A 19,124-nucleotide genomic window follows, 5' to 3' on the forward strand; every position below is an offset into this window, starting at 1 on the left:
TCCATACAGGATCCGCATTGTTCATTACGCATTACCCGTTACGAATTAGGAGAATCACATGCACAGATATAGAACACACAATTGCGGCGAACTCAGAAAAGAGAACGTCCACGAAATCGTAAAGCTTTCCGGCTGGGTCAACAGCGTCCGCGACCACGGCGGCATTGTTTTCATCGACCTGCGCGACCACTATGGCCTGACCCAGATCGTGGTCGATCCTTCCCAGCCCTTCTACAAGGGCGTCGAGCATTGGCGCGTTGAGTCCACCATTTGCTTCACCGGCCAGGTGGTCGACCGTATTCCGGATGCCATCAACCCGAAGCTCGCCACCGGCGACATCGAAGTGGTCGCCAAGGAAATGGAAACCCTCGGCGAAGCCAAGGTGGTCCCGTTCCAGGTGGCCAAGGAAGAAGAGTGCAACGAAACGCTGCGCCTCGAATACCGCTTCCTCGACCTGCGCCGCGAAACGCTGCACAACAACATTATCCTGCGCTCCAAGGTGATTTCCCGCATGCGCCAACTGATGACCGGCGAAGGCTTCATGGAAATCCAGACGCCGATCCTCACCAACAGCTCCCCCGAAGGCGCCCGCGACTATCTCGTGCCCAGCCGCGTCCACCCCGGCAAGTTCTACGCGCTGCCGCAGGCCCCGCAGCAGTTCAAGCAGCTGCTCATGACCTCCGGCTTCGACCGCTATTTCCAGATTGCCCCGTGCTTCCGCGACGAAGACGCGCGGGCCGACCGCTCCCCCGGCGAATTCTACCAGCTCGATATGGAAATGGCCTTCGCCACCCAGGACGACGTGTTCGAGGTGAACGAAAAAGTCCTGCACCAGATCTTCAGCGAGTTTTCCGATAAGAAGATCGACGATATTCCGTTCAAGCGCCTGCCCTACATGGAAGCAATGGATCTGTACGGAACCGACAAACCCGACCTGCGCAACCCGCTCATCATGCAGGATGCCTCCGAGCTGTTCCGCAACTGCGATTTCAAGGCCTTTGCCGGCGTGGTTGCCTCCGGCGGCGTCGTCAAGACCATTGCCGCCAAGGGCTGCGCCGACAAATCGCGCAAGTTCTTCGACGACATGATCAAGTTTGCCCAGGGCGTCGGCTCCAAGGGCCTCGGCTACCTGCGCTGGATCGACGGCGAAGTCCAGAGCCCGATCGCAAAGTTCCTCTCCGACGAAACCATGGAGCAACTCAAGGAACTCGGCGGCGTGGGCGACGGCGACGTCATGTTCTTCATTGCCGATAAGGCCAAGGAAGCCACTTCCATTGGCGCGCACGTGCGCGACGAACTCGGCAAGCGTCTCGAACTCATCGATCCCGGCGTATTTAAATTCTGCTGGATCGTCGACTTCCCGATGTACGAACTCGACGACGAAGGCAAGGTGGAATTCTCGCACAACCCGTTCTCCATGCCGCAGGGTGGAATGGACGACCTGCTCAACAAGGACCCGCTCGAAATCCTCGCCTACCAGTACGACATCGTCTGCAACGGCACCGAGCTCTCCTCCGGCGCGGTTCGTAACCACAGCCCGGAAATGATGATCAAGGCGTTCGACATCGCCGGCTACGACAAATCCGTGGTCGAGTCCAAGTTTCCCGCCCTCTACAAGGCCTTCCAGTATGGCGCGCCGCCGCACGCCGGCATCGCCCCGGGGGTCGACCGCATCATCATGCTGCTGGCCGACGAGCCGAACATTCGCGAGGTCATCGCATTCCCGATGAACCAGAAGGCGCAGGATCTGCTCATGGGCGCCCCCGGCGAGGTGGAGTTCAACCAGATCCGCGATCTGCACCTGCAGATCAAACTGCCGAAAAAGGTTGAAAAGGAAACCGAAGAAGCCGGGGAATAGTTCCAACCTTCGGAAATCAAAAAACCGCCCGATGAACCGGGCGGTTTTTTTTGTGGCTGTGCGGTTCTTTCTCCCAACTGTAACCTTTTCCGCTCTGCTGGCGTATATACAGTCACCCGCACCGGATGTAGACGATGCTTCCAGCTTCGTTTCGTCCGCATCGGGTAGGGCGGGTGTCCCCAGCGCGCCACCTCGTCCGGCGCAGCCCGCGTTTGCATAGCATCACGCGGTTATTCCGACTTGGTTTAGATAATCAGATTTAGCCGGGGTTTGGGGTTGGGGGGGTACAAACCAAGTAGTCCTTTAAATCATCCTGCCATCGGGTGCTTCATTTTCTGCGTCTTGAAGTCGTCTTTAATCCCGGGGAATAAGCATTGTAATAAACTAGCCTTGGAGTAGTTTTCAGACAAAGAGCGGCTTGGCCATATGCGAAAGGAGGCCACATGACTGACAAAGCGCAGACATTGATACTCGAAGGAATCCCGGTATCACCGGGACTGGCCGAGGGAGCGATCCATTTGCAGCACACTCTCCTCGGTCCCATCGACACCCCGGAACCGGTAGGCCAAGGCGGTGTCGAAGAAGAGTTTTCGCGGCTTGATGCCGCTACCGCGAGTATTTCGAATGATCTTCTCGCTTTGGCAACGCGTGTGGAGAAGGAAATCGATACAAGGCTTTCCGGTGTTTTCGAGGCCCATCAGCTCATGGCGAATGATCCTTCCTTGCGGGAGGAACTGAGAAGGGAGATCGCTGAGAATCTGATCAGTGCCGGCAGCGCCGTGAAGACAGTGTTTCTGCGTTGGGAAAAACGGTTTCTCTTGATGGAATCGCAGATTGCGCGGGATAAAAGCGACGACATGCACGATGTCGCGATCCGCCTGCGTAATGCCCTTGCGGGAATTACGGTTCATCCATTGGATCGGATCCCCCATGGCTGTGTGCTTGCTGTTTCGCGTTTGCTGCCATCCGACACCGTGTTTCTCGCAAGTCGCTCCATCGCAGCCGTTCTTCTGGAACATGGAAGTGTCGCCTCTCATGCGGCTCTATTTGCCCGCGAAATGGGCCTGCCGTGTATTTCGAAACTCCCCAACCTGCTGAGCACCGCTTCCAATGGCGCATGGGCTCTGGTGGATGCGGACACTGGAACAGTCACGTTCCATCCCCGGGAGCAGCAGAAAGAGATCTTCCGGAAAAAAGTTGAGGACAAAGAACGTTCCTACGCCTATGCCCGGGAACGCGCGGCGATCCCGGCGACTACAAAGGATGGCATCACGGTCTCCGTACTCGCCAATGTCTGCTGCAACGAGGACACTAAGAAAGCCATGTTGAATGGGGCAAAAGGCGTGGGTTTGTACCGCATGGAGCAGGCCTACCTCGGATGCGTTATGCCCCCCGGTACCGATGAGCTCCTCAACGAAATGCGCTGGACGCTGGAAGCGGCCAAGGGGCGCCCCGTTATTGTCCGCCTGCTGGATATCGGTGCCGACAAGCCCTTGCCCTTCATCCGGTTTCTGGCGGAATCAAATCCCTCACTGGGTCGCCGGGGCATTCGCTTGCTGCGTGAATATCCCGAGCTCCTTAAAACACATTTGCGGGCTGTACTGGAACTCTCCCGGGAATTCGATGTTCGTGTTTTGGTGCCCATGGTTACGCTGCCCGAAGATGTTGCCGTGGTGAAGAAGTGCCTGACCGAACTCGGGGCGGAGCTGGATATCTCTCCGCTGCCCAGGCTCGGAGCCATGATCGAAACGCCGGCCGCGGCGCTTTCGGCCCGGAAGCTGGCACCGCACGTGGACTTCCTGAGTTTCGGCACAAACGACCTGACTCAATATGCGTTTGCCGCCGACCGGGAAAATGCGGCGGTGGAGCAGTACTTCGACGATGCTTCGGATGTCATCTTCAGGCTGATGCAGGCCACGCACGAAGACGTTCCGGAAATGCCCCTCTCTGTGTGCGGCGAGCTGGCCGGACGGCCAGAGCATATTCCCAGGCTTCTGCAGTGCGGCATCAGAACGTTGAGCGTCGCTCCGGCATTGGTTCCGATGGTCAAAGAAGCCATCCGAAAATCCACGTGCGGGAAGCCCGCGAATAAAAGAGGGTAGAAGACAGGGATCTTCGTCACGATAAAACATGAAACCACTACCTGATATCTGCGGGCGGGAAAAAGAAACCAAGGCCGCCCGGGCCCTGCGCGATCCCGTTCCGGCCAGGGAGATCCATATCGATATCCGCTCAATACGAAGCGGATTCGCCAGCGCCCTCCATATGCACCAGCCCTTGGTGCCCGGGGATGGCGATGACCTGCGCACCGCCGGAGTGATCGGCCACCTGCAGTACATGATGGAGCACCAGGGTAGTGGAGACAATCATAACGCCCCCGTGTTCCGCTGGTGTTACAAGCGCATGGGCGAGTTCATCCCGGAACTGGTGACCCAGGGCTGCGAGCCGAGAATCATGCTCGATTATTCGGGATGCCTGTTGTACGGGCTGGAACAGATGGGTGCGGATGACGTAATCGATGCCCTGCGGCACATCACGACCGATCCCCGTTACCGCCACTGTGTTGAATGGCTTGGCACAGGCTGGGGCCATCCCGTGATACCGTCTACACCCGTGCAGGATTTCAGGCTCCACGTCGAAGCCTGGCAACAGCATTTTCTCTCGCTCTTCGGAGCCGAGGCGCTGAGCCGCGTCCGCGGATTTTCTCCGCCCGAAATGGCGTTGCCCAACCATCCCGATGTCGCCTACGAGTTTGTAAAAACACTGCTGGAGTGCGGCTACGAATGGGTGCTTGTTCAGGAGCATACCATAGAGGAGGAAACGACCGGCGAGGGGGTTCGCCGGCCCCATTTGCCCCATCGGCTGGTGGTACGCAATTCGGAGGGCGAAGCTCTGGAGATCATAGTCCTTATCAAAACACAGGGCAGCGACACCAAGCTGGTGGCGCAAATGCAGCCCCGCTACGAAGCGCAGGGTCTTTCGCCCATCGAAATCAGAGGCATCGGTATACCGCCCCTGGTCTCACAGATCGGTGATGGCGAAAATGGCGGCGTCATGATGAACGAGTTCCCGGATAAGTTTAAGGCGGTGATGGCCGAAGCCGGCGGAACGGACACCCCGCCGTTGAACGGAACTGAATACCTCGAACTCCTGTTTCAATCCGGAGTCACCAGGGCATCACTTCCTGCCGTTCAACCGATCATGCAGCAGGAGATCTGGAACCGAATCGGGATCGGAGCCGGAGCCGAACGCGTGCAAGAGGCCATTAAGGAGCTGCAACTCGAAAATGACCGCTTCCACATGGAAGGCGGCAGCTGGATGAACAACATTTCATGGATCCGCGGATACGACCATGTGCTCGGTCCCATGGAAAAAGCCAGCGCCGCGTTTGCTGAAAAAGCGGCCGGCACGGATCCGCGTGAAGAACGCTACCGCAACGCGCTCTTCCATCTGCTCATTTCGCAGACCAGTTGCTACCGCTATTGGGGCGAAGGCCGCTGGACCGAATACGGCAAAGAACTTTGCCGGCGTACCATGGAAATCATTCGGCACGATTTTCAGGGCGGACATCGAAGTCGATAGGGGGTGATCCGGTGATTCAAGGCCCGGAAGCACTGCCGGGTTATTGAACCTCAAGCTTGTAGCCAACCCGGGGTACGGTGCGTATCTGTGCCCGTTCGTGCCGCCCCGTCCCGAGTTTCTTCCTCAGGCCGGCCACGAAGTTGTCGACCGTCGCGTCAGCAGCTCGACCCAGAAGTTGTCGTAGAGTGCTTCCCTCAGTTCCGGCGTCCGGCGGATGGTGGTCATGTACGTGCGTTCGATGGTTTTCCCCCACTTGGGATGCGTATGTGCCAGAAGGTTGACACATCGTGTTTCGATGTCAGGGCGCTGCTGGCGGAATGCGGCCTCCAGATAGCGGGCCGCCGTATGGTGCCCACTGTTCTGAACGATGTAGAGAATCAGTACATGTGTCATATCATGCTTCCTTGAATTTTTCTCTGGGCCGAATCCTTTGTCGGCTACACACGGAGTATAGTTATCCCCCGACTGGAATCAAAGTGCGAAACTCGCATCATGAGATCCACGGCAGCGTGGCGGCTGGCTATGATTCACCGCACAAACGTGAACCATCGTTCAGTTTAGTTCTGTTGTGGCGTCGCTACCTTGGATAAGAAAGTATGTGTTGCCTATTTGGAGATTGGTTGTAGGGTGTCTATACAAAACGAGAGAAGGTTTACCGTGAGTGAGGATTCCCAATCACAACGTATTGCCTTCCTAGGCGACTATTTGCCCCGGCTGTGCGGCATCGCAACCTTCACAAATGATCTTTGCGAGGCAATCGCCGCCGCAGCACCGGACTCCGACTGTTTCGTGGGAGCCGTTAATGATCGTATAGAAGGCTATGACTATTCGGCCCGTGTACGCTTCGAACTACAGGAAAAAGAACTCGATTCCTATCGGCGCGCGGCGGATTTCCTGAACTTCAACAACGCGGATGTGCTCTGTGTTCAGCATGAATTCGGTATCTATGGCGGGTCGGCGGGCAGCCATTTACTGGCGTTATTGAAAGAAGTGCACATGCCGGTCGTGACCACCCTGCACACGGTTCTCCAAACCCCGACCTCCTCGCAGCGCAAAGTGATGATGGAACTTGCGGCGCGCAGTGATCGGCTGATCGTCATGGCCCGGAAGGGCGCGGAGATTCTGCGCGACACCTACGACATTCCCGATGACAAGATCGACATCATCGCGCATGGCATCCCCGACCTGCCGTTTATTGAATCAACGTTCTACAAAGCGCAATTCGGCGTGGAAGGCCGCGAGGTCCTTCTTACGTTCGGGCTGATTGGGCCGGGCAAAGGCATTGAACATGCCATTGAAGCGCTTTCTAAAATTGTGCCAACCCATCCGAACGTGGTGTACCTTGTCCTGGGCGCCACGCACCCGAACCTGTTGGCACACGAGGGCGAACGCTATCGCCTGAGCCTCGAACGGCTTGCCGAAGATCTCGGTGTGAAGGAAAACGTCATTTTCTACAACCGCTTTGTCTCGCTCGATGACCTGAAGGAGTTCATTGGCGCAACCGACATCTATCTGACGCCCTATCTCAACGAAGCCCAGATTACGTCCGGCACGCTGGCCTATGTCTTCGGCTCGGGAAAAGCGGTGGTCTCCACGCCCTACTGGCATGCACAGGAACTGCTGGAGAAAGGGCGCGGGGTTCTCGTTCCGTTTAAGGATCCCCAGGCCATTGCCGAAGGGGTATGCGGCCTGCTCAACGATCCGGAACGACTGGTAAAAATCCGGCACGAGGCGTATGCAATGGGCCGGGATATGCTCTGGCCTTCTGTCGCACAGCGCTATCTGGAATCGTTTCAGCATGCGTGCGCGGACCGGAAGGTCTCGCCCCGTACGGCGTTTGCAGGATGGACACTCGGCAACCGCCCCTACGACCTGCCGGAACTGCGGCTCGATCACCTCGTGCGCATGAGCGACGGCACCGGCATCTTCCAGCATGCCATTTTCAATGTGCCGAACTTTCACGAAGGCTACTGTACCGACGACAATGCCCGCGCCTATATTCTCTGCACCCTGCTCGATGAAATTGCGGATCGCTCTTGCATCAAAACGCTTGAAAATCTTGCCGCCAGCTATCTTGCGTTCTGTGCGGCCGCCCTGGATTACAAGACCGGCCGGTTCCGCAATTTTATGAGCCATGGGCGGGTGTGGCTGGAAGAGGCCGGGAGCGAAGACAGCCATGGACGTGCGCTGTGGGCCATGGGCACCGGCGCAGGCCGCTCACGCAACGACGGGAACAGCCGGCTTGCCGCCCAGCTCTTCGAGCGCGGATTGTCGGTGGTCGAATCGTTTACTTCCCCGCGGGCCTGGGCATTCACTCTGCTTGGAATTCATGAATATCTGCGCCGCTCAAACGATGACCCGAAAATCAGCGCGATGCGTGAAATCTTAACCAAAAAACTCATCACACTCTGGCACCAATGCGCAACCGAGGAATGGCCCTGGTTCGAGCCGGGCCTTACCTACGATAACGCACGTCTATGCCAGGCACTCATCCTGAGCGGCCAGTGGATGCCCAATAAAGAAGCCTTTGAAATCGGTTTGAAGTCGCTGCGCTGGCTGGTTTCGATTCACAAGGCACCATCCGGCTGCTTCCGGCCCATCGGCAGCAATGGCTTCTATGTACGCAATGGCGCACGGGCCGACTTTGACCAGCAGCCGGTTGAGACCCAGGCCATGATCTCCGCATGCCATGAAGCCTTTCGTGCCACCCGGGATCCCATGTGGTCCGCAGAGGCAAAACGAACCTTCGAATGGTTCCTGGGCCGCAACGACCTGGGCATTCCATTGTATGATTCCAAAACCGGCGGTTGCAGCGATGGACTGCACGCCGACCGTATCAGCGAGAATCAGGGGGCGGAATCCACCTTGGCCTTTCACCTTTCCCTCGCCGAAATGAACTATGCAGAACACTTGATCAGCGAACCCCCAGTCGGAGAATCCACTCGATGAATACGGTTCTGAATTACCGCCATGAAATCACACTGCATCCTGATAGCGCACGCGTCATCCTGCGTTCCTTCATCCCATCCAATGTTCATCTCATCAAGACCATCATTCATCGCGCACTGGCCCTCACAGAAGACGACGTCCACACGCAGCTGAATGGAATACGTGCAGGATTCCAGGATCGGCACTTCGACATTGAATCGCTGTTGCATGCCCACTACGAGAAAGTACGCAAACATGTGGTGCCGAACAAACCGCTTTCGCTCAACCGGCAACTGCTCATCGGCGCTCTTTTTTCCGGTGAATACGCGTTGGAGTCTGCCGCCCTCTTCAATCCCTCCATCGTGCCGCATCCCGACCAAAGCGCTGCCCCTGCGGGGGGACTGCGATTTATCATGAGTCTGCGCGCAACCGGAGAAGGTCATATCTCGTCCATCGAGTTCCGGGCGGGTACGCTTTCATCGGATGGGCATATCACACTCGATCCGGTTTCCCGCTATGTCACCGTTCCGGAGATCGTTCCCGACCCCCGCTATGAGAAGGAATCCTTCATTATCAAACTTCAGGAAATGGGTTTCGACGATAAATATGTCGCCGCCGTTATGGAACCCCTGGGGGAACACTTCACCCGAAGCGACTTAAAGCAGCAGGTCGGCACCGTCCGCCACGAGGCCAATCCCGCCACCCGCCACCTGCAGCGCACACTCGAGCACATCCAATGGCTGGCCGACTCCAACTATGAACTGCGGTTTTCAGATGCGATTGCAATAAGTGAACGCATTATCTTTCCCGTCTCTTCCAACGAAACCAACGGGATTGAAGACGCCCGTTTTGTCCGCTTCGTCGATGACGATGGATCGGCCATGTATTACGCCACCTACACCGCCTACAACGGCCGGGATATTCTGCCGCAGCTCATTGAGACCGAAGATTTCCTGCATTTCCGTATCCGGACGCTGAATGGCAACGCCGTACAGAACAAAGGCATGGCGTTGTTTCCGCGCCGCATCAATGGCCTCTACGCCATGCTCTCGCGGCAGGATGATGAAAACCTGTTCATCATGTTTTCCGAGAGCGCCCACCACTGGAACGATCCCCAAATCATCCTGCGACCCGCGGAAATGTGGGAGTCCGTAAAAATAGGCAACTGCGGATCGCCGATCGAAACAGAAGCCGGCTGGCTGGTCATCACCCATGGGGTCGGCCCCATGCGTAAATACTGCATTGGCGCCGTCTTGCTCGCCCTGAACGATCCCACGCAGGTCATCGGACGTCTGAAGCACCCCCTGCTTTCTCCCGAAGATAATGAACGGGAAGGCTATGTACCCAACGTGGTTTATAGCTGCGGTTCCCTGCTTCACGGGCGCGAACTTATCCTTCCGTTTGCCCTCAGCGACACCGCCTCTGTCATCGCCACCCTCCAGGTTGACGACCTCTTGGAAGCCCTGCAATCCGATGTGAGTTGATTAAGAAGCGCATAACCAGCGTGTAGAAAAGATTTCATACGATGTTGCCGCGGAGGTTTTTCGCTGAACTTCAGCATCGAACACAACATAGCAACGGAGGAATGGACATGGGCGAAAAAGGAAAGAAAGATAAAGGCCAGCGGGAAAAACAGAAGGAACCCAAGCTGAGCCTCAAGGAAAAACGGCAGGTAAAGAAAGAAAAGGCCCGGAGCAAGAACTCCAGTTCGATGTAATACCGGCCTTTGCCGGTCAACAAAGCTTAAGCCATAATGAAAAGGCAGGTTGCGGAACGACGACTTCCACTAAAGCAACGGGTGCTCAAGCGGTTCAGTCTTCGGAAGCACCGTCGCGCAGCTGAACCTCGATCTTGTAGCCCACTCTGGGCACGGTGCATATGCGTGCCCGGACGGGGCGATCTGTTTCCAGCTTTTTTCTAAGGCTGGCTACAAAATTATCGACCGTCCGCGCCGTGCCGTCGTAGTCCCAGCCCCACACCCGTTCAAGGATGGTTTCCCGGGAGAATACCTTCCCGGGCGACTCGGCGAGCAGGCACAGAATATCGAACTCTTTGGCGGAGAGGCTTGTGTTTGCACCGCACACTTCAACGGTTCTTGCCGCCTGGTCGATGGTGAGTTCTCCGGCCGACAGGACCGGCCGGTCCCGTTCTTCGGAACGTTGCCTTCTCAGCATCACTTCGATGCGGGCGATGAGCTCGGGAAGATCGAACGGTTTGGCCATGTAATCATCTGCGCCAAGATCAAGCCCCGTCACCTTGTCCGCGGTGGTATTGCGGGCCGACAGGATCAGGACGGGCACGTTCTCGTTCCGCTTCCGGAGTTCTTCAAGAATGTCCAGCCCGGTCCAGCCCGGAAGCATGATGTCCAGCACGATCAGTTCCGGCCGTGCGTCGAAGGCCAGCTGCATGCCCTTTTCTCCGTCCGAGGCCGTGAGTACATGGTAGCCGTGAAGTTCGAGATTCATCGCCAGGCCATTTCGCAGGGCGCGGTCGTCTTCGACAACCAGGATGGTATCCTTGCGGCTTTTGCTGTTGGCAGCGTCTTTACTCATGAAATATTCTCCGCGGCGGGAAGGGTTATGGTGAAGGTGGAGCCTTCATCCTTTCGGCTGCCGACGGAAAGGGTGCCGTTGTGCTGCCCGATCAGGTGCCGGGCGATGGCCAGGCCAAGCCCGACACCGCCCGTTTCTCCTTTGTCTCTTCGCACCGCCCGATAGAACGGCTGGAAGATGTGCTTCGCCTCGGCGGCCGTCAGGCCGATTCCGTTGTCCTGCACTTCGATCATCACGTGGTTGTCCCTGTCTTGTACGCTGACACGGATCTGTTTCTGAATGCCGGTGTATTTGTACGCGTTCATGAGCAGGTTCAGGACAACAGAGTTCAGGGCCTTGGCGTCATGCCGCACGCAACGCCGGGTCTCTATGGAAACCGAGAGGGTAAGTTCATCGGGCGAAACCATGGAGTTGAACCGATCAATTGCGTCGTATACGGCTTCGGCCACGGGCTGCGTTTCCAGGGAGAGTTCCAGCACGTCTTTTGATGCGGCGCGCCAGGTCAACAGCCTGTCGATCAGTGCATTCAACCATGTGGTTTCGCGCAGGATGGTTGCGACGCATTGGGCGGTCTGTTCGGGATCGTCGGCCAGCTTGCCCGACTCCAGGGTCTGGGCGTAGAGCCGGATGGCGCTGAGCGGCGTGCGTAGCTCGTGGGAAACATTTGCGATGAAATCCGCCTGCTGGCGGGCCAGACGGGCTTTTTTCCCCATAAACACCAGTGCCAGCAAGCCGCAGCCGGCCGCCGTGGCCGTGAACGATATGATCAGCACTCCCGTGATGATGCCATCGCTATCTTTTGCCAGGATGATCGAAACGATCCCGACCGCCGTCGAGAGCATAACCGGCAGTAGCACGCCGGCCGCAAGAATGGCGATTACACTGGTGAGATCCAGGTTAAGTCTGAAGTGCTTCATCGCGCCTATTATTGAAGCACATCCGCCGGAGTTTCAATCCCCGAAATCGTGCTGGCGCTCAATGCACATGCAGTTCGCAAACTTTCCGGCAGTGATAGCCTGAGATGGCCAGGGTGACTGCCAGCGGAAAGAGGGTAGGCCTATGGAATGAAGTCCAGAGCAGGAGCTTCCAGTATTGCACGCGCTCCTTGCCCAGGATCCCCAGCCGGTAAAAGGAACGAAGCAGGGCCATCAGATCGGAGCGGGTCGGCAGATACCCGCCTTTCGGCGGCCGGTATTCGCTGAGCATTGTTCTGATTCGTTCATAATAATGGCGCGGGGCATAGATATGGTTCAGAATGGTCTTGTAGCCCTTGAGCAACCGGTCGAAATCCATCAGCGGTACGATGTTGGTCGTCCCCTCGACATTGTCGCCCGAGCTCGAGCCGCGCAAGCGGCCGGCCTTTTCCATTCGTTGATAAAGCTGGGTTCCCTGCGGCGCCTGCAGGAGGCCGACCATGGCCGTTACGATGCCGCTCTTCTGAATGAACTCGATCTGCCGGTGAAACACGGACGGCTTGTCGCTGTCAAAGCCGACGATGAAGCCGCCCTGGACCTGCAGGCCGGCACGTTGGATTTTATTTACGTCCTGTACCAGATCGCGGTGCTCGTTCTGCGTCTTGTTGCACTCGGCCAGAGCGGCGTTGTCGGGCGTTTCGATTCCGATAAAGACAATATCAAAACCGGCCGCCACCATCAGATCCATCAGTTCCTGGTCATCCGCCAGGTTGATCGACGCCTCGGTCTGGAATGTGATGCCCGGCCGGTCGTTCCGCCATGCAATCAGGCGGGGCAGCAGCTCCGACTTGAGGTGCCGCTTGTTGCCGATAAAGTTGTCATCCACAAAGAAGACCTTGCCTCGTCGCCAGCCGCCGGCGTAGAGCGCGTCCAGCTCGGCGATGACCTGTTCCGTACTCTTGGTTCGTACGCGGCGACCGAGCAATGAAGTGATATTGCAGAAATCGCAGTTGAACGGGCATCCGCGCGAATACTGGATCTCCATGGCCTGGTAGCGCTTCATGTCGACCAGTTCCCACGCGGGGAGGGGGGTATCGCCGAGCTCCGCAAAATCCGTGGTCGAGTAGACGCGCCGGGGTCGGCCTTCCGCCAGATCCTTTAGGAAGTGCGGCAGGGTGATCTCCGCTTCGTTCAGGATAAAATGATCGACATCGTCGAACTCCTCATGTTCCATAGTGAAGAGCGGACCGCCGGCCACAACCTTCAGGCCGGCTTCATGGCAACGTGCCACCATCTCGCGGGCGGACGTCTTCTGGACCACCATGCCGGTGATGAAGGCGTAGTCTGCCCAGGCCAAGTCGCTCTCGCGTAGCTTGCGGACATTCAGGTCTACCAACCGCCTATCCCATTGCGCAGGCAGCAATCCCGCCACCGTCAGCAGCCCGAGCGGAGGGAAGGTGGCTTGCTTGCCGACGAAACTGAGGGCATGTTTGAAACTCCAGAATGTGTCAGGGAACATTGGGCATATCATTAAAATATTCATGGTTGGAAATCCTTTCCTTTTCCTATTCGTCTGAAATATGCCGAAGCTATGTCATGGTTTTGTCATGGCGGGATTTTTTCCAACGATTAAAATCTGCGTTCATCCGTGTCCATCTGCGCTTCAGTCGCACCGCCCTTTGCTTTCTTTGACGCCTCCGTGGTCAAACCCACTGCGGGGACAGCCCGTGAATGGTTGTACTCTGAAAAGCCCATTTGATTTCCCGGCTTTAAGTAGGAGGTATCACCATGCTTAGTAAATACTCTCTTTTTGAGGCCTAACCGTAAAAAGTTCCCCGTTTGTTCCCCGGATTAGCAGTTTTTAGCAGGAAATGTCAGGAGTCCTCACGGAGGTTGTAAAAATGGGAGGAACTCACGAAAGGTGCAAAAATAAAGGCCGGAACGTGTGTTCCGGCCTTCAAAGTTGGTAGCGGGGCTCGGATTTGAACCGAGGACCTTCAGGTTATGAGCCTGAATGGTAATACGAAAAACACGGAGAAATATGGCAAAAAATGAAAATTACCAGCGTTGTGTTTGTACTTGTGTTTGTATTTAGGGCTTGTGCTGTCAGTACTTTTCTAATATGGTTCATACCGTCAAATCGAAGGGATAGGAGGCGGTTATGGGCTTGGAAATCAGAAAAGGCAGAGACGGGAGTTGGCGCAAGATTTGGTACGGCACATATAAGCTGAATGGCAAGCGCCATGCCGTGAACCTCGGTGTCAAGATTGCCGGCGAACCGCCAGCCTCATTAAAGGCTGGTGACGAGGGCGACCGGGCCTTCGAGCGATCCCGTGCCACGGCTCAGGCCAAGCTTGATCAGATCGTTGCAGAGGCAAAAGGCAAAAAGAATGCCGTTAGGATCGTTGAAAAAATCTACGAGATGCAGACCGGCGAGGCCCTTAGCTCGATCCTCCTTGGGGACATTTCCAAAGAGTGGAGGCGAATCCCCCGCAAGCGCCAGCCCAGCGCGCGCTATGTCAAGCAGTGCACCGCCGTACTGGACAACTTTGCCGCCTACGCCATGGGGCACAACAAAAACATCCAGGACATCGGGCAGGTGACCAAAAACATGGCCCGGGCCTTCATGCAGGCAGAGGAAGAGCGCAAGCTGTCGCCAAAAACTTGGAACGACACGCTCAAACTCCTGCGTACCACCTTCCAGAAGCTGTTGCCGGAGGGGGCACCCAATCCCTTCAACGGCATCCCGTCCAAGGAGTCCGAAACCATTTTCCGCGAACCCTTCTCGCCGGAAGAGCTGAAGGTCATCATCGAAAAATCCCTGGAACATGACTTCATTCGGCCTGTAATGATCACCGGCATCTGCACCGCCATGCGCCGGGGTGACTGCTGTCTGCTACAATGGAAGGATGTCGATCTCAGGAACGGCTTCCTTACCGTCAAGACCTCCAAAACCGGACAGACGGTAAAGATCCCGATCTTCCCGCTGCTCTCCGACGAGCTGGCCGCACTGCCGAAAAAGGGCGAGTATGTCTTTCCCGAGCAGGCCGCCATGTACCGCGACAATCCCGACGGCATCACCTGGCGGGTGCGGCAGGTACTCAAGGCTGCCGGATTCAAGGATAAGAAGGATAGCGAGGACGACGTCATCAAGGGAAAAGTGCATGCCGCCCGGGAAACCGGCCTGCGCCGGGCATCCATCCGCGACTTCCACAGCTTCCGCGTCACCTGGGTGACACTCGCCCTGTCTGCCGGTGTGCCCCTGGAGCTGGTGCAGAAGGTCACCGGCCACAAAACCACCGAAGTCGTCTTCAAGCACTATTTCCAGCCCGGTGACGATGTCTTCAAAGAACGCCTTGTTCAGGCCATGCCCCAACTGCTGATGCAGGGCAACGGCAAGCAGCTTGCCGAGCCGCCGATGGAATACGAGATCGATCCCGGCCCCGCGAAGCAACTGGAAAAGGCGCTAAAGCTGCTGGGCGTCGTCCGCAGCCCGAAATACAGCAAACAGCTCAAAGAAGCCATTCAGTTGATTGCCAGCGCCAAGCAGTGGTACGATTCAACCGTTCTGCGGGAAGTGTCATGAAACTCAACGAGCTGGCGAAGAGGGTGGGGAAGAGCGTTCCATATGTGATGACGCTCCAGAAAAAGTTTGGATTGCCGGTCTGCAAGGACTATCCCGTGGGTTATGCCGTGCTGGTTGAAAAGCTGATCTACCTGTCCATTTGTTCCGTGCCCGACAAAGAAATCAAGTCGCTACTCTCAAAGGAAAAGAAACTGCTGGAGCTGTTGAAAGTCGATTCCCTGCATGACGGTGATCTCTGGTTTGAAAACATGTGCATTATGAAATCCGGCCCGACGCGGTTACTGCTGTCCAGTCACGACCTGGGGCATCCGGTCGATTGCGCAACCGTTCAGCCCTGCCTCGATTTTAGCGACCGCGACAAAGAGCTTTTCCAATCTTCGGAAATGGGGGCTTCCGCCCTTCGCGAGCTGCGGCGCTATTCCAAAACACTCGACGGCGTCAAGGCACGCATCCGGCAGGAACTCCCGATTGTGGGAGCGGCCCTAAAGTGGGCGTCCCTGCTCTAAAAAAACTCCAAACTTTCCGAGGAAGATTCATAGCTTTTTCGCCAACCCTACTGGTGCATGGCACATGACTTGGAAGATCCCTATAAGGAAAAGCATCTTACCCCGGAGCAATGGGAACAGGAGGCTTTTCGGTTGTGGCAATGGGCGGAGTCGCCAGAGGAGGTGGGGGAACGGCTGGAGGGTGAACACATCGTGCGGTTGGTGGCGGTTCATTTTCTGGTGCTTCTTTCCCGCCGCCAGCAACAGGTGGTGCGGCTATATTGTCTCGATGGTCTCACGCAGGTGGAAATCGCGGAAGAACTCGGAATCACCCAGCAAACGGTGCAGCAGCATCTAATGGGCAAGCTTCGGAATGGGCGGCTTGTCGGCGGCGCTTTCCGCAGACTGCGCAAGTTGATCCACAAGGAGGCCGTGGCTCGTGAGGGGCGAGGCGATCCCCGCACTCGCATCCTTTCGCTCTTCGATAAATTGCTCGATTCGGGCATCACCCGGCGTCGCGCCCGGGAGCTGATCAACACCCTTGTGCGGGAGGCCCGGGAAATTTTTTCTGAAGAAAAATAAGATTTCCGCCCCAAAAGTGCCTGTATTTTTTTCCTATAGGTAGAGGGGTGTGGTTTCTTCACCCGGCAGGGAGCGTCGGCATGGACTGGTTCAACTCTGGAAAGAGCTTCAAATACCGCGCGGTGGCATACTATCGCCATTCGGCTCAGGATCGGCAGGAAAACTCGGTTGAGATCCAACAGGATCAGGTGCGCCAGTTCGCCCGTGACCACGATATTGAAATCATCCGGGAATTCATCGACCGGGGTAAATCCGGCCTGTCCACCGAGGGGCGCGACGGTTTCAATGAAATGATCCATGATTATGTGGAGCGCGGGCAGGAGGCATTTGAAATAGTGCTGGTGCTCGATGTCAGTCGCTGGGGTCGCTTTCAGGACACCGATCTATCCGCATATTACAAGGGTCACTGTGCGATGCATGGAAAGCAGGTGGTATACACCTCCCTTGGTTTCGGCGAGCAGGACAACCTGATGTTTAGTCTACGCTTGGACATCGAGCGCTTCCAGGCGGCGAACTATAGCCGGGAACTGAGCACCAAGGTTTTCAAGGGGTGCGCAAAGATCGCGGAGCAGGGGTTTAGGGCAGGGGGGATGCCGCCCTATGGCTTCCATCGTCTGCTGCTCGACGAACAACGAAAGCCTGTCCAGGTATTGGAGCGGGGACAGCGAAAAAGTATCCAGAACCAGCGCGTCACGCTCACCCCCGGCGACCCGGATGAAATCGCCGTGATAGAGCGTATCTTCAAGGAATTCGTGAAGTGGGAATCCACTCCTAAGCAGATTGCCTTTTCGCTCAACAAGCAGCGCATTCCCTCGCCGGGCGGCTGCCAATGGTCGCCATCGTCGGTCATGGCGGTGCTGCGGAACGAGCTTTATGCCGGCACGATGGTTTACAACAAAACCACGCAACGCTTGAAATCCCCCAGCCACAAAAACCCGATGGATGAGTGGATCCGCACCGAAAACGCATTCCCGGCTATCGTTGAGCACAAGCTGTTCGACCGTGCCCAGGAAATTCTTTTCGAGGCGGAAGAGGAGCGGCGCGTTAAATATTCCGCCGAGGACATGCTCGACCGCCTGCGCCGGGTTTACGAACAATACGGCACCGTCCGCGCATCGCTCGTGGCTGCCGAAAAGGAAATGGTATCCGTCGCCACCTACGCCAAGCGTTTCGGCACTATTGGCGGCGCCTATCAACACCTGTTTGAGGAGGTCATCGACTCCCGCCGCGCGGAGGTCACCCAGACCATCAAGCAACTCGTGCATGAGACCGAGGAATATGGCGACTTCATTGTCCTGCGCAACTATGTCAGCGTCCGCATCCAGCCGGTCATTCCCTTTCCCCTCGGCTACGAAGAGGAGTGGACGTTCATGCCCGAAGTCCGCCCCGAAATCGACATCACCCTCGGCGTCCCGCTTTCCAATGGCGGGAAATACGACGTCCTCGGCTATCTCTTCTTTCCCCGGATCATGGCGGGCGGGCGGCGCATCCGCGTTTCCGCCAATACAGCCGACCGCATCGAGCTGCACGCCTATTCCCTTAAACAGGCCATGGAGGATTTAATCGGATTGGAGGTAACGGCATGAAGAAGAAAAAACTCGCGTTGATGTCCGACCGGAAATACCAGATGGTGCCGCTCGATAGCATCGTCGTGCTCAACTCCCGCAACCGCAACAAGGATAAGTTTGCCGAGAACGTCCGTAGCATCGACGAAGTCGGGCTGCGCAAACCCATCGTGGTGAACGGCAGGTCATTCAAGCGAACGGGAAAGTATGAACTGGTTTGCGGGGAGGGGCGCTACCTCGCCCATATCAAACTCGAAAAAACCGAAATTCCAGCCGAGGTCATCGACTGCGACCGCAAGACCGCGCTGCTCTATTCCCTGGTTGAAAACATCGCGCGCGTCCCGCCCGGCACCATGTGGTTTGCGCGAGAAATGGAACGCATGCACCAAGCCGGTCTCAACTATTCCGAGATCGCCCGTTATGTCGGCAAAAGCTCCTCCTATGTCGGCGACTATATCCGCCTCGTTGTGCAAGGCGAAAACCGTCTCATAGAGGGGGTCGAGCAAGGTCTTTTCCCCATCTCCTTCGCTGTGCAGGTTGCCCAGTCCGACGACGCCACGATCCAGGGCGTACTCATGGATGCTTTCGACGAAGGTGTCGTCAACAGCACCTCCGTGGCCCGGGTGCGGCGGCTCTTGCAGCTGCGCATGCAGCGGGGGAAGGGCATCCGCGACCGTGGCGAGCGCAGCGAAAAAAGCAAAGGCTACACCCTCAAAGACCTCACCCGCGAAATCAACCAAAGTACCAAAGAGAAAGAAGACTATGTCCGGCAGGCCCGGCACACCCAGAACCGCCTGCTGCAGCTCCTGTTCGGCATGTCCGCCGTGCTGGGCGATCCCGAGGCCCTGCGCCTGCTCGATGCCCACGGCCTCGCCGCACCTCCCTCGCTCCAAGGCGAATACGGCGTCGATCTCCCTCCCGTCCCTGTTACGGAGCCCACCCCATGAATCCTTTCGGTTCTTCAGCGTATTCAGTGGTGCCAAGCCCACCTCCGGCGCAGCTCGCGTTTGCAGAGCAGCACGCGGCACCGCAATCATTCTGTCACCAAATCATGCTGTCTATTCCCACCAAG

At 56.9% G+C, this 19,124-nt stretch carries 16 protein-coding genes; 11 read left to right on the plus strand and 5 right to left on the minus strand.

Annotated features, from left to right (window positions below; translation table 11 throughout):
• Positions 1 to 58: 58 nt before the first annotated feature.
• The 3 genes from aspS (at position 59) to E9954_RS25610 (ending at position 5,440) form a co-directional block, all read left to right on the plus strand.
• Positions 59 to 1,858, plus strand: a complete 1,800-nt coding sequence (gene aspS, locus E9954_RS25600) for an aspartate--tRNA ligase (protein WP_136082105.1) — start codon at positions 59 to 61, stop codon at positions 1,856 to 1,858.
• 443 nt (positions 1,859 to 2,301) lie between these two features.
• Positions 2,302 to 3,960 carry a phosphoenolpyruvate--protein phosphotransferase gene (gene ptsP / locus E9954_RS25605; protein WP_136082106.1) on the plus strand — a complete coding sequence of 553 codons (1,659 nt, stop codon included), beginning with the start codon at positions 2,302 to 2,304 and terminating at the stop codon, positions 3,958 to 3,960.
• 28 nt (positions 3,961 to 3,988) lie between these two features.
• On the plus strand, positions 3,989 to 5,440 hold the full coding sequence (locus E9954_RS25610; RefSeq protein ID WP_136082107.1) for a glycosyl hydrolase family 57: 1,452 nt from the start codon (positions 3,989 to 3,991) through the stop codon (positions 5,438 to 5,440).
• 40 nt (positions 5,441 to 5,480) lie between these two features.
• Here E9954_RS25610 and E9954_RS33950 read toward each other — a convergent pair whose 3' ends face one another.
• Positions 5,481 to 5,576 (minus strand): winged helix-turn-helix domain-containing protein, encoded by a 96-nt coding sequence (locus tag E9954_RS33950; RefSeq protein ID WP_168442600.1) that lies wholly within the window; start codon positions 5,574 to 5,576, stop codon positions 5,481 to 5,483.
• Positions 5,564 to 5,833, minus strand: coding sequence for a hypothetical protein (locus E9954_RS32770; RefSeq protein ID WP_168442601.1), 270 nt, complete (start codon positions 5,831 to 5,833; stop codon positions 5,564 to 5,566). The genes E9954_RS33950 and E9954_RS32770 overlap by 13 nt, the downstream gene beginning before the upstream one ends.
• A gap of 264 nt (positions 5,834 to 6,097) precedes the next feature.
• On the opposite strand from E9954_RS32770, the gene E9954_RS25620 reads away from it, so the two are divergent.
• The 3 genes from E9954_RS25620 to E9954_RS33550 all read left to right on the plus strand — a co-directional run bounded on the left by E9954_RS25620 (position 6,098) and on the right by E9954_RS33550 (position 10,085).
• Positions 6,098 to 8,389, plus strand: a complete 2,292-nt coding sequence (locus E9954_RS25620; RefSeq protein ID WP_136082109.1) for a glycosyltransferase family 4 protein — start codon at positions 6,098 to 6,100, stop codon at positions 8,387 to 8,389.
• Entirely contained in the window at positions 8,386 to 9,852 is a 1,467-nt protein-coding gene (locus E9954_RS25625) for a glycoside hydrolase family 130 protein (RefSeq protein ID WP_136082110.1), read from the plus strand. Before E9954_RS25620 ends, E9954_RS25625 begins: the two co-directional genes overlap by 4 nt.
• A 107-nt stretch (positions 9,853 to 9,959) precedes the next feature.
• Positions 9,960 to 10,085 carry a hypothetical protein gene (locus tag E9954_RS33550; protein ID WP_281281267.1) on the plus strand — a complete coding sequence of 42 codons (126 nt, stop codon included), beginning with the start codon at positions 9,960 to 9,962 and terminating at the stop codon, positions 10,083 to 10,085.
• Between the two features lie 94 nt (positions 10,086 to 10,179).
• Here E9954_RS33550 and E9954_RS25630 read toward each other — a convergent pair whose 3' ends face one another.
• Genes E9954_RS25630 through E9954_RS25640 form a run of 3 tightly spaced genes read right to left on the minus strand, consistent with a single transcriptional unit; the run spans position 10,180 to position 13,353 of the window.
• Entirely contained in the window at positions 10,180 to 10,920 is a 741-nt protein-coding gene (locus E9954_RS25630; protein ID WP_136082111.1) for a response regulator transcription factor, read from the minus strand.
• Positions 10,917 to 11,837: a sensor histidine kinase gene (locus E9954_RS25635; protein ID WP_136082112.1), complete on the minus strand. Its 921-nt coding sequence runs from the start codon at positions 11,835 to 11,837 to the stop codon at positions 10,917 to 10,919. The genes E9954_RS25630 and E9954_RS25635 overlap by 4 nt, the downstream gene beginning before the upstream one ends.
• A 58-nt stretch (positions 11,838 to 11,895) precedes the next feature.
• Positions 11,896 to 13,353, minus strand: coding sequence for a B12-binding domain-containing radical SAM protein (locus E9954_RS25640; protein WP_222847315.1), 1,458 nt, complete (start codon positions 13,351 to 13,353; stop codon positions 11,896 to 11,898).
• Positions 13,354 to 13,995: 642 nt separating this feature from the next.
• Here E9954_RS25640 and E9954_RS25645 point away from each other — a divergent pair.
• The 5 genes from E9954_RS25645 to E9954_RS25665 all read left to right on the plus strand — a co-directional run bounded on the left by E9954_RS25645 (position 13,996) and on the right by E9954_RS25665 (position 18,999).
• The gene (locus tag E9954_RS25645; protein ID WP_136082114.1) at positions 13,996 to 15,420 is read left to right on the plus strand and encodes a tyrosine-type recombinase/integrase; all 1,425 of its coding nucleotides are present in this window, start codon (positions 13,996 to 13,998) and stop codon (positions 15,418 to 15,420) included.
• Complete coding sequence (locus tag E9954_RS25650; RefSeq protein ID WP_136082115.1) at positions 15,417 to 15,926, plus strand: hypothetical protein; 510 nt, start codon at positions 15,417 to 15,419, stop codon at positions 15,924 to 15,926. The genes E9954_RS25645 and E9954_RS25650 overlap by 4 nt, the downstream gene beginning before the upstream one ends.
• A gap of 57 nt (positions 15,927 to 15,983) precedes the next feature.
• On the plus strand, positions 15,984 to 16,487 hold the full coding sequence (locus E9954_RS25655; protein ID WP_136082116.1) for a sigma factor-like helix-turn-helix DNA-binding protein: 504 nt from the start codon (positions 15,984 to 15,986) through the stop codon (positions 16,485 to 16,487).
• 80 nt (positions 16,488 to 16,567) lie between these two features.
• A complete protein-coding gene (locus tag E9954_RS25660; RefSeq protein WP_136082117.1) occupies positions 16,568 to 18,073 on the plus strand; it encodes a recombinase family protein in 1,506 nt (501 codons plus the stop codon).
• Positions 18,070 to 18,999 carry a ParB/RepB/Spo0J family partition protein gene (locus E9954_RS25665; RefSeq protein WP_136082118.1) on the plus strand — a complete coding sequence of 310 codons (930 nt, stop codon included), beginning with the start codon at positions 18,070 to 18,072 and terminating at the stop codon, positions 18,997 to 18,999. The genes E9954_RS25660 and E9954_RS25665 overlap by 4 nt, the downstream gene beginning before the upstream one ends.
• The last annotated feature ends 125 nt before the right edge of the window (positions 19,000 to 19,124 follow it).

The sequence above is a fragment of the Pontiella desulfatans genome (genome assembly GCF_900890425.1).
GTDB lineage: Bacteria > Verrucomicrobiota > Kiritimatiellia > Kiritimatiellales > Pontiellaceae > Pontiella > Pontiella desulfatans.

What these genes read in the sequence shown, in the direction of transcription:
- E9954_RS25610 (WP_136082107.1), top strand. Translation starts at nt 3,989, where the DNA reads ATGAAACCACTACCTGATATCTGCGGGCGGGAAAAAGAAACCAAGGCC.
- E9954_RS25625 (WP_136082110.1), top strand. Translation starts at nt 8,386, where the DNA reads ATGAATACGGTTCTGAATTACCGCCATGAAATCACACTGCATCCTGAT.
- E9954_RS25665 (WP_136082118.1), top strand. Translation starts at nt 18,070, where the DNA reads ATGAAGAAGAAAAAACTCGCGTTGATGTCCGACCGGAAATACCAGATG.
- E9954_RS25660 (WP_136082117.1), top strand. Translation starts at nt 16,568, where the DNA reads ATGGACTGGTTCAACTCTGGAAAGAGCTTCAAATACCGCGCGGTGGCA.
- E9954_RS25635 (WP_136082112.1), bottom strand. Translation starts at nt 11,837, where the DNA reads ATGAAGCACTTCAGACTTAACCTGGATCTCACCAGTGTAATCGCCATT.
- E9954_RS33550 (WP_281281267.1), top strand. Translation starts at nt 9,960, where the DNA reads ATGGGCGAAAAAGGAAAGAAAGATAAAGGCCAGCGGGAAAAACAGAAG.
- E9954_RS32770 (WP_168442601.1), bottom strand. Translation starts at nt 5,833, where the DNA reads ATGACACATGTACTGATTCTCTACATCGTTCAGAACAGTGGGCACCAT.
- E9954_RS25630 (WP_136082111.1), bottom strand. Translation starts at nt 10,920, where the DNA reads ATGAGTAAAGACGCTGCCAACAGCAAAAGCCGCAAGGATACCATCCTG.
- ptsP (WP_136082106.1), top strand. Translation starts at nt 2,302, where the DNA reads ATGACTGACAAAGCGCAGACATTGATACTCGAAGGAATCCCGGTATCA.
- aspS (WP_136082105.1), top strand. Translation starts at nt 59, where the DNA reads ATGCACAGATATAGAACACACAATTGCGGCGAACTCAGAAAAGAGAAC.
- E9954_RS25650 (WP_136082115.1), top strand. Translation starts at nt 15,417, where the DNA reads ATGAAACTCAACGAGCTGGCGAAGAGGGTGGGGAAGAGCGTTCCATAT.
- E9954_RS25640 (WP_222847315.1), bottom strand. Translation starts at nt 13,353, where the DNA reads ATGTTCCCTGACACATTCTGGAGTTTCAAACATGCCCTCAGTTTCGTC.
- E9954_RS25645 (WP_136082114.1), top strand. Translation starts at nt 13,996, where the DNA reads ATGGGCTTGGAAATCAGAAAAGGCAGAGACGGGAGTTGGCGCAAGATT.
- E9954_RS25655 (WP_136082116.1), top strand. Translation starts at nt 15,984, where the DNA reads ATGGCACATGACTTGGAAGATCCCTATAAGGAAAAGCATCTTACCCCG.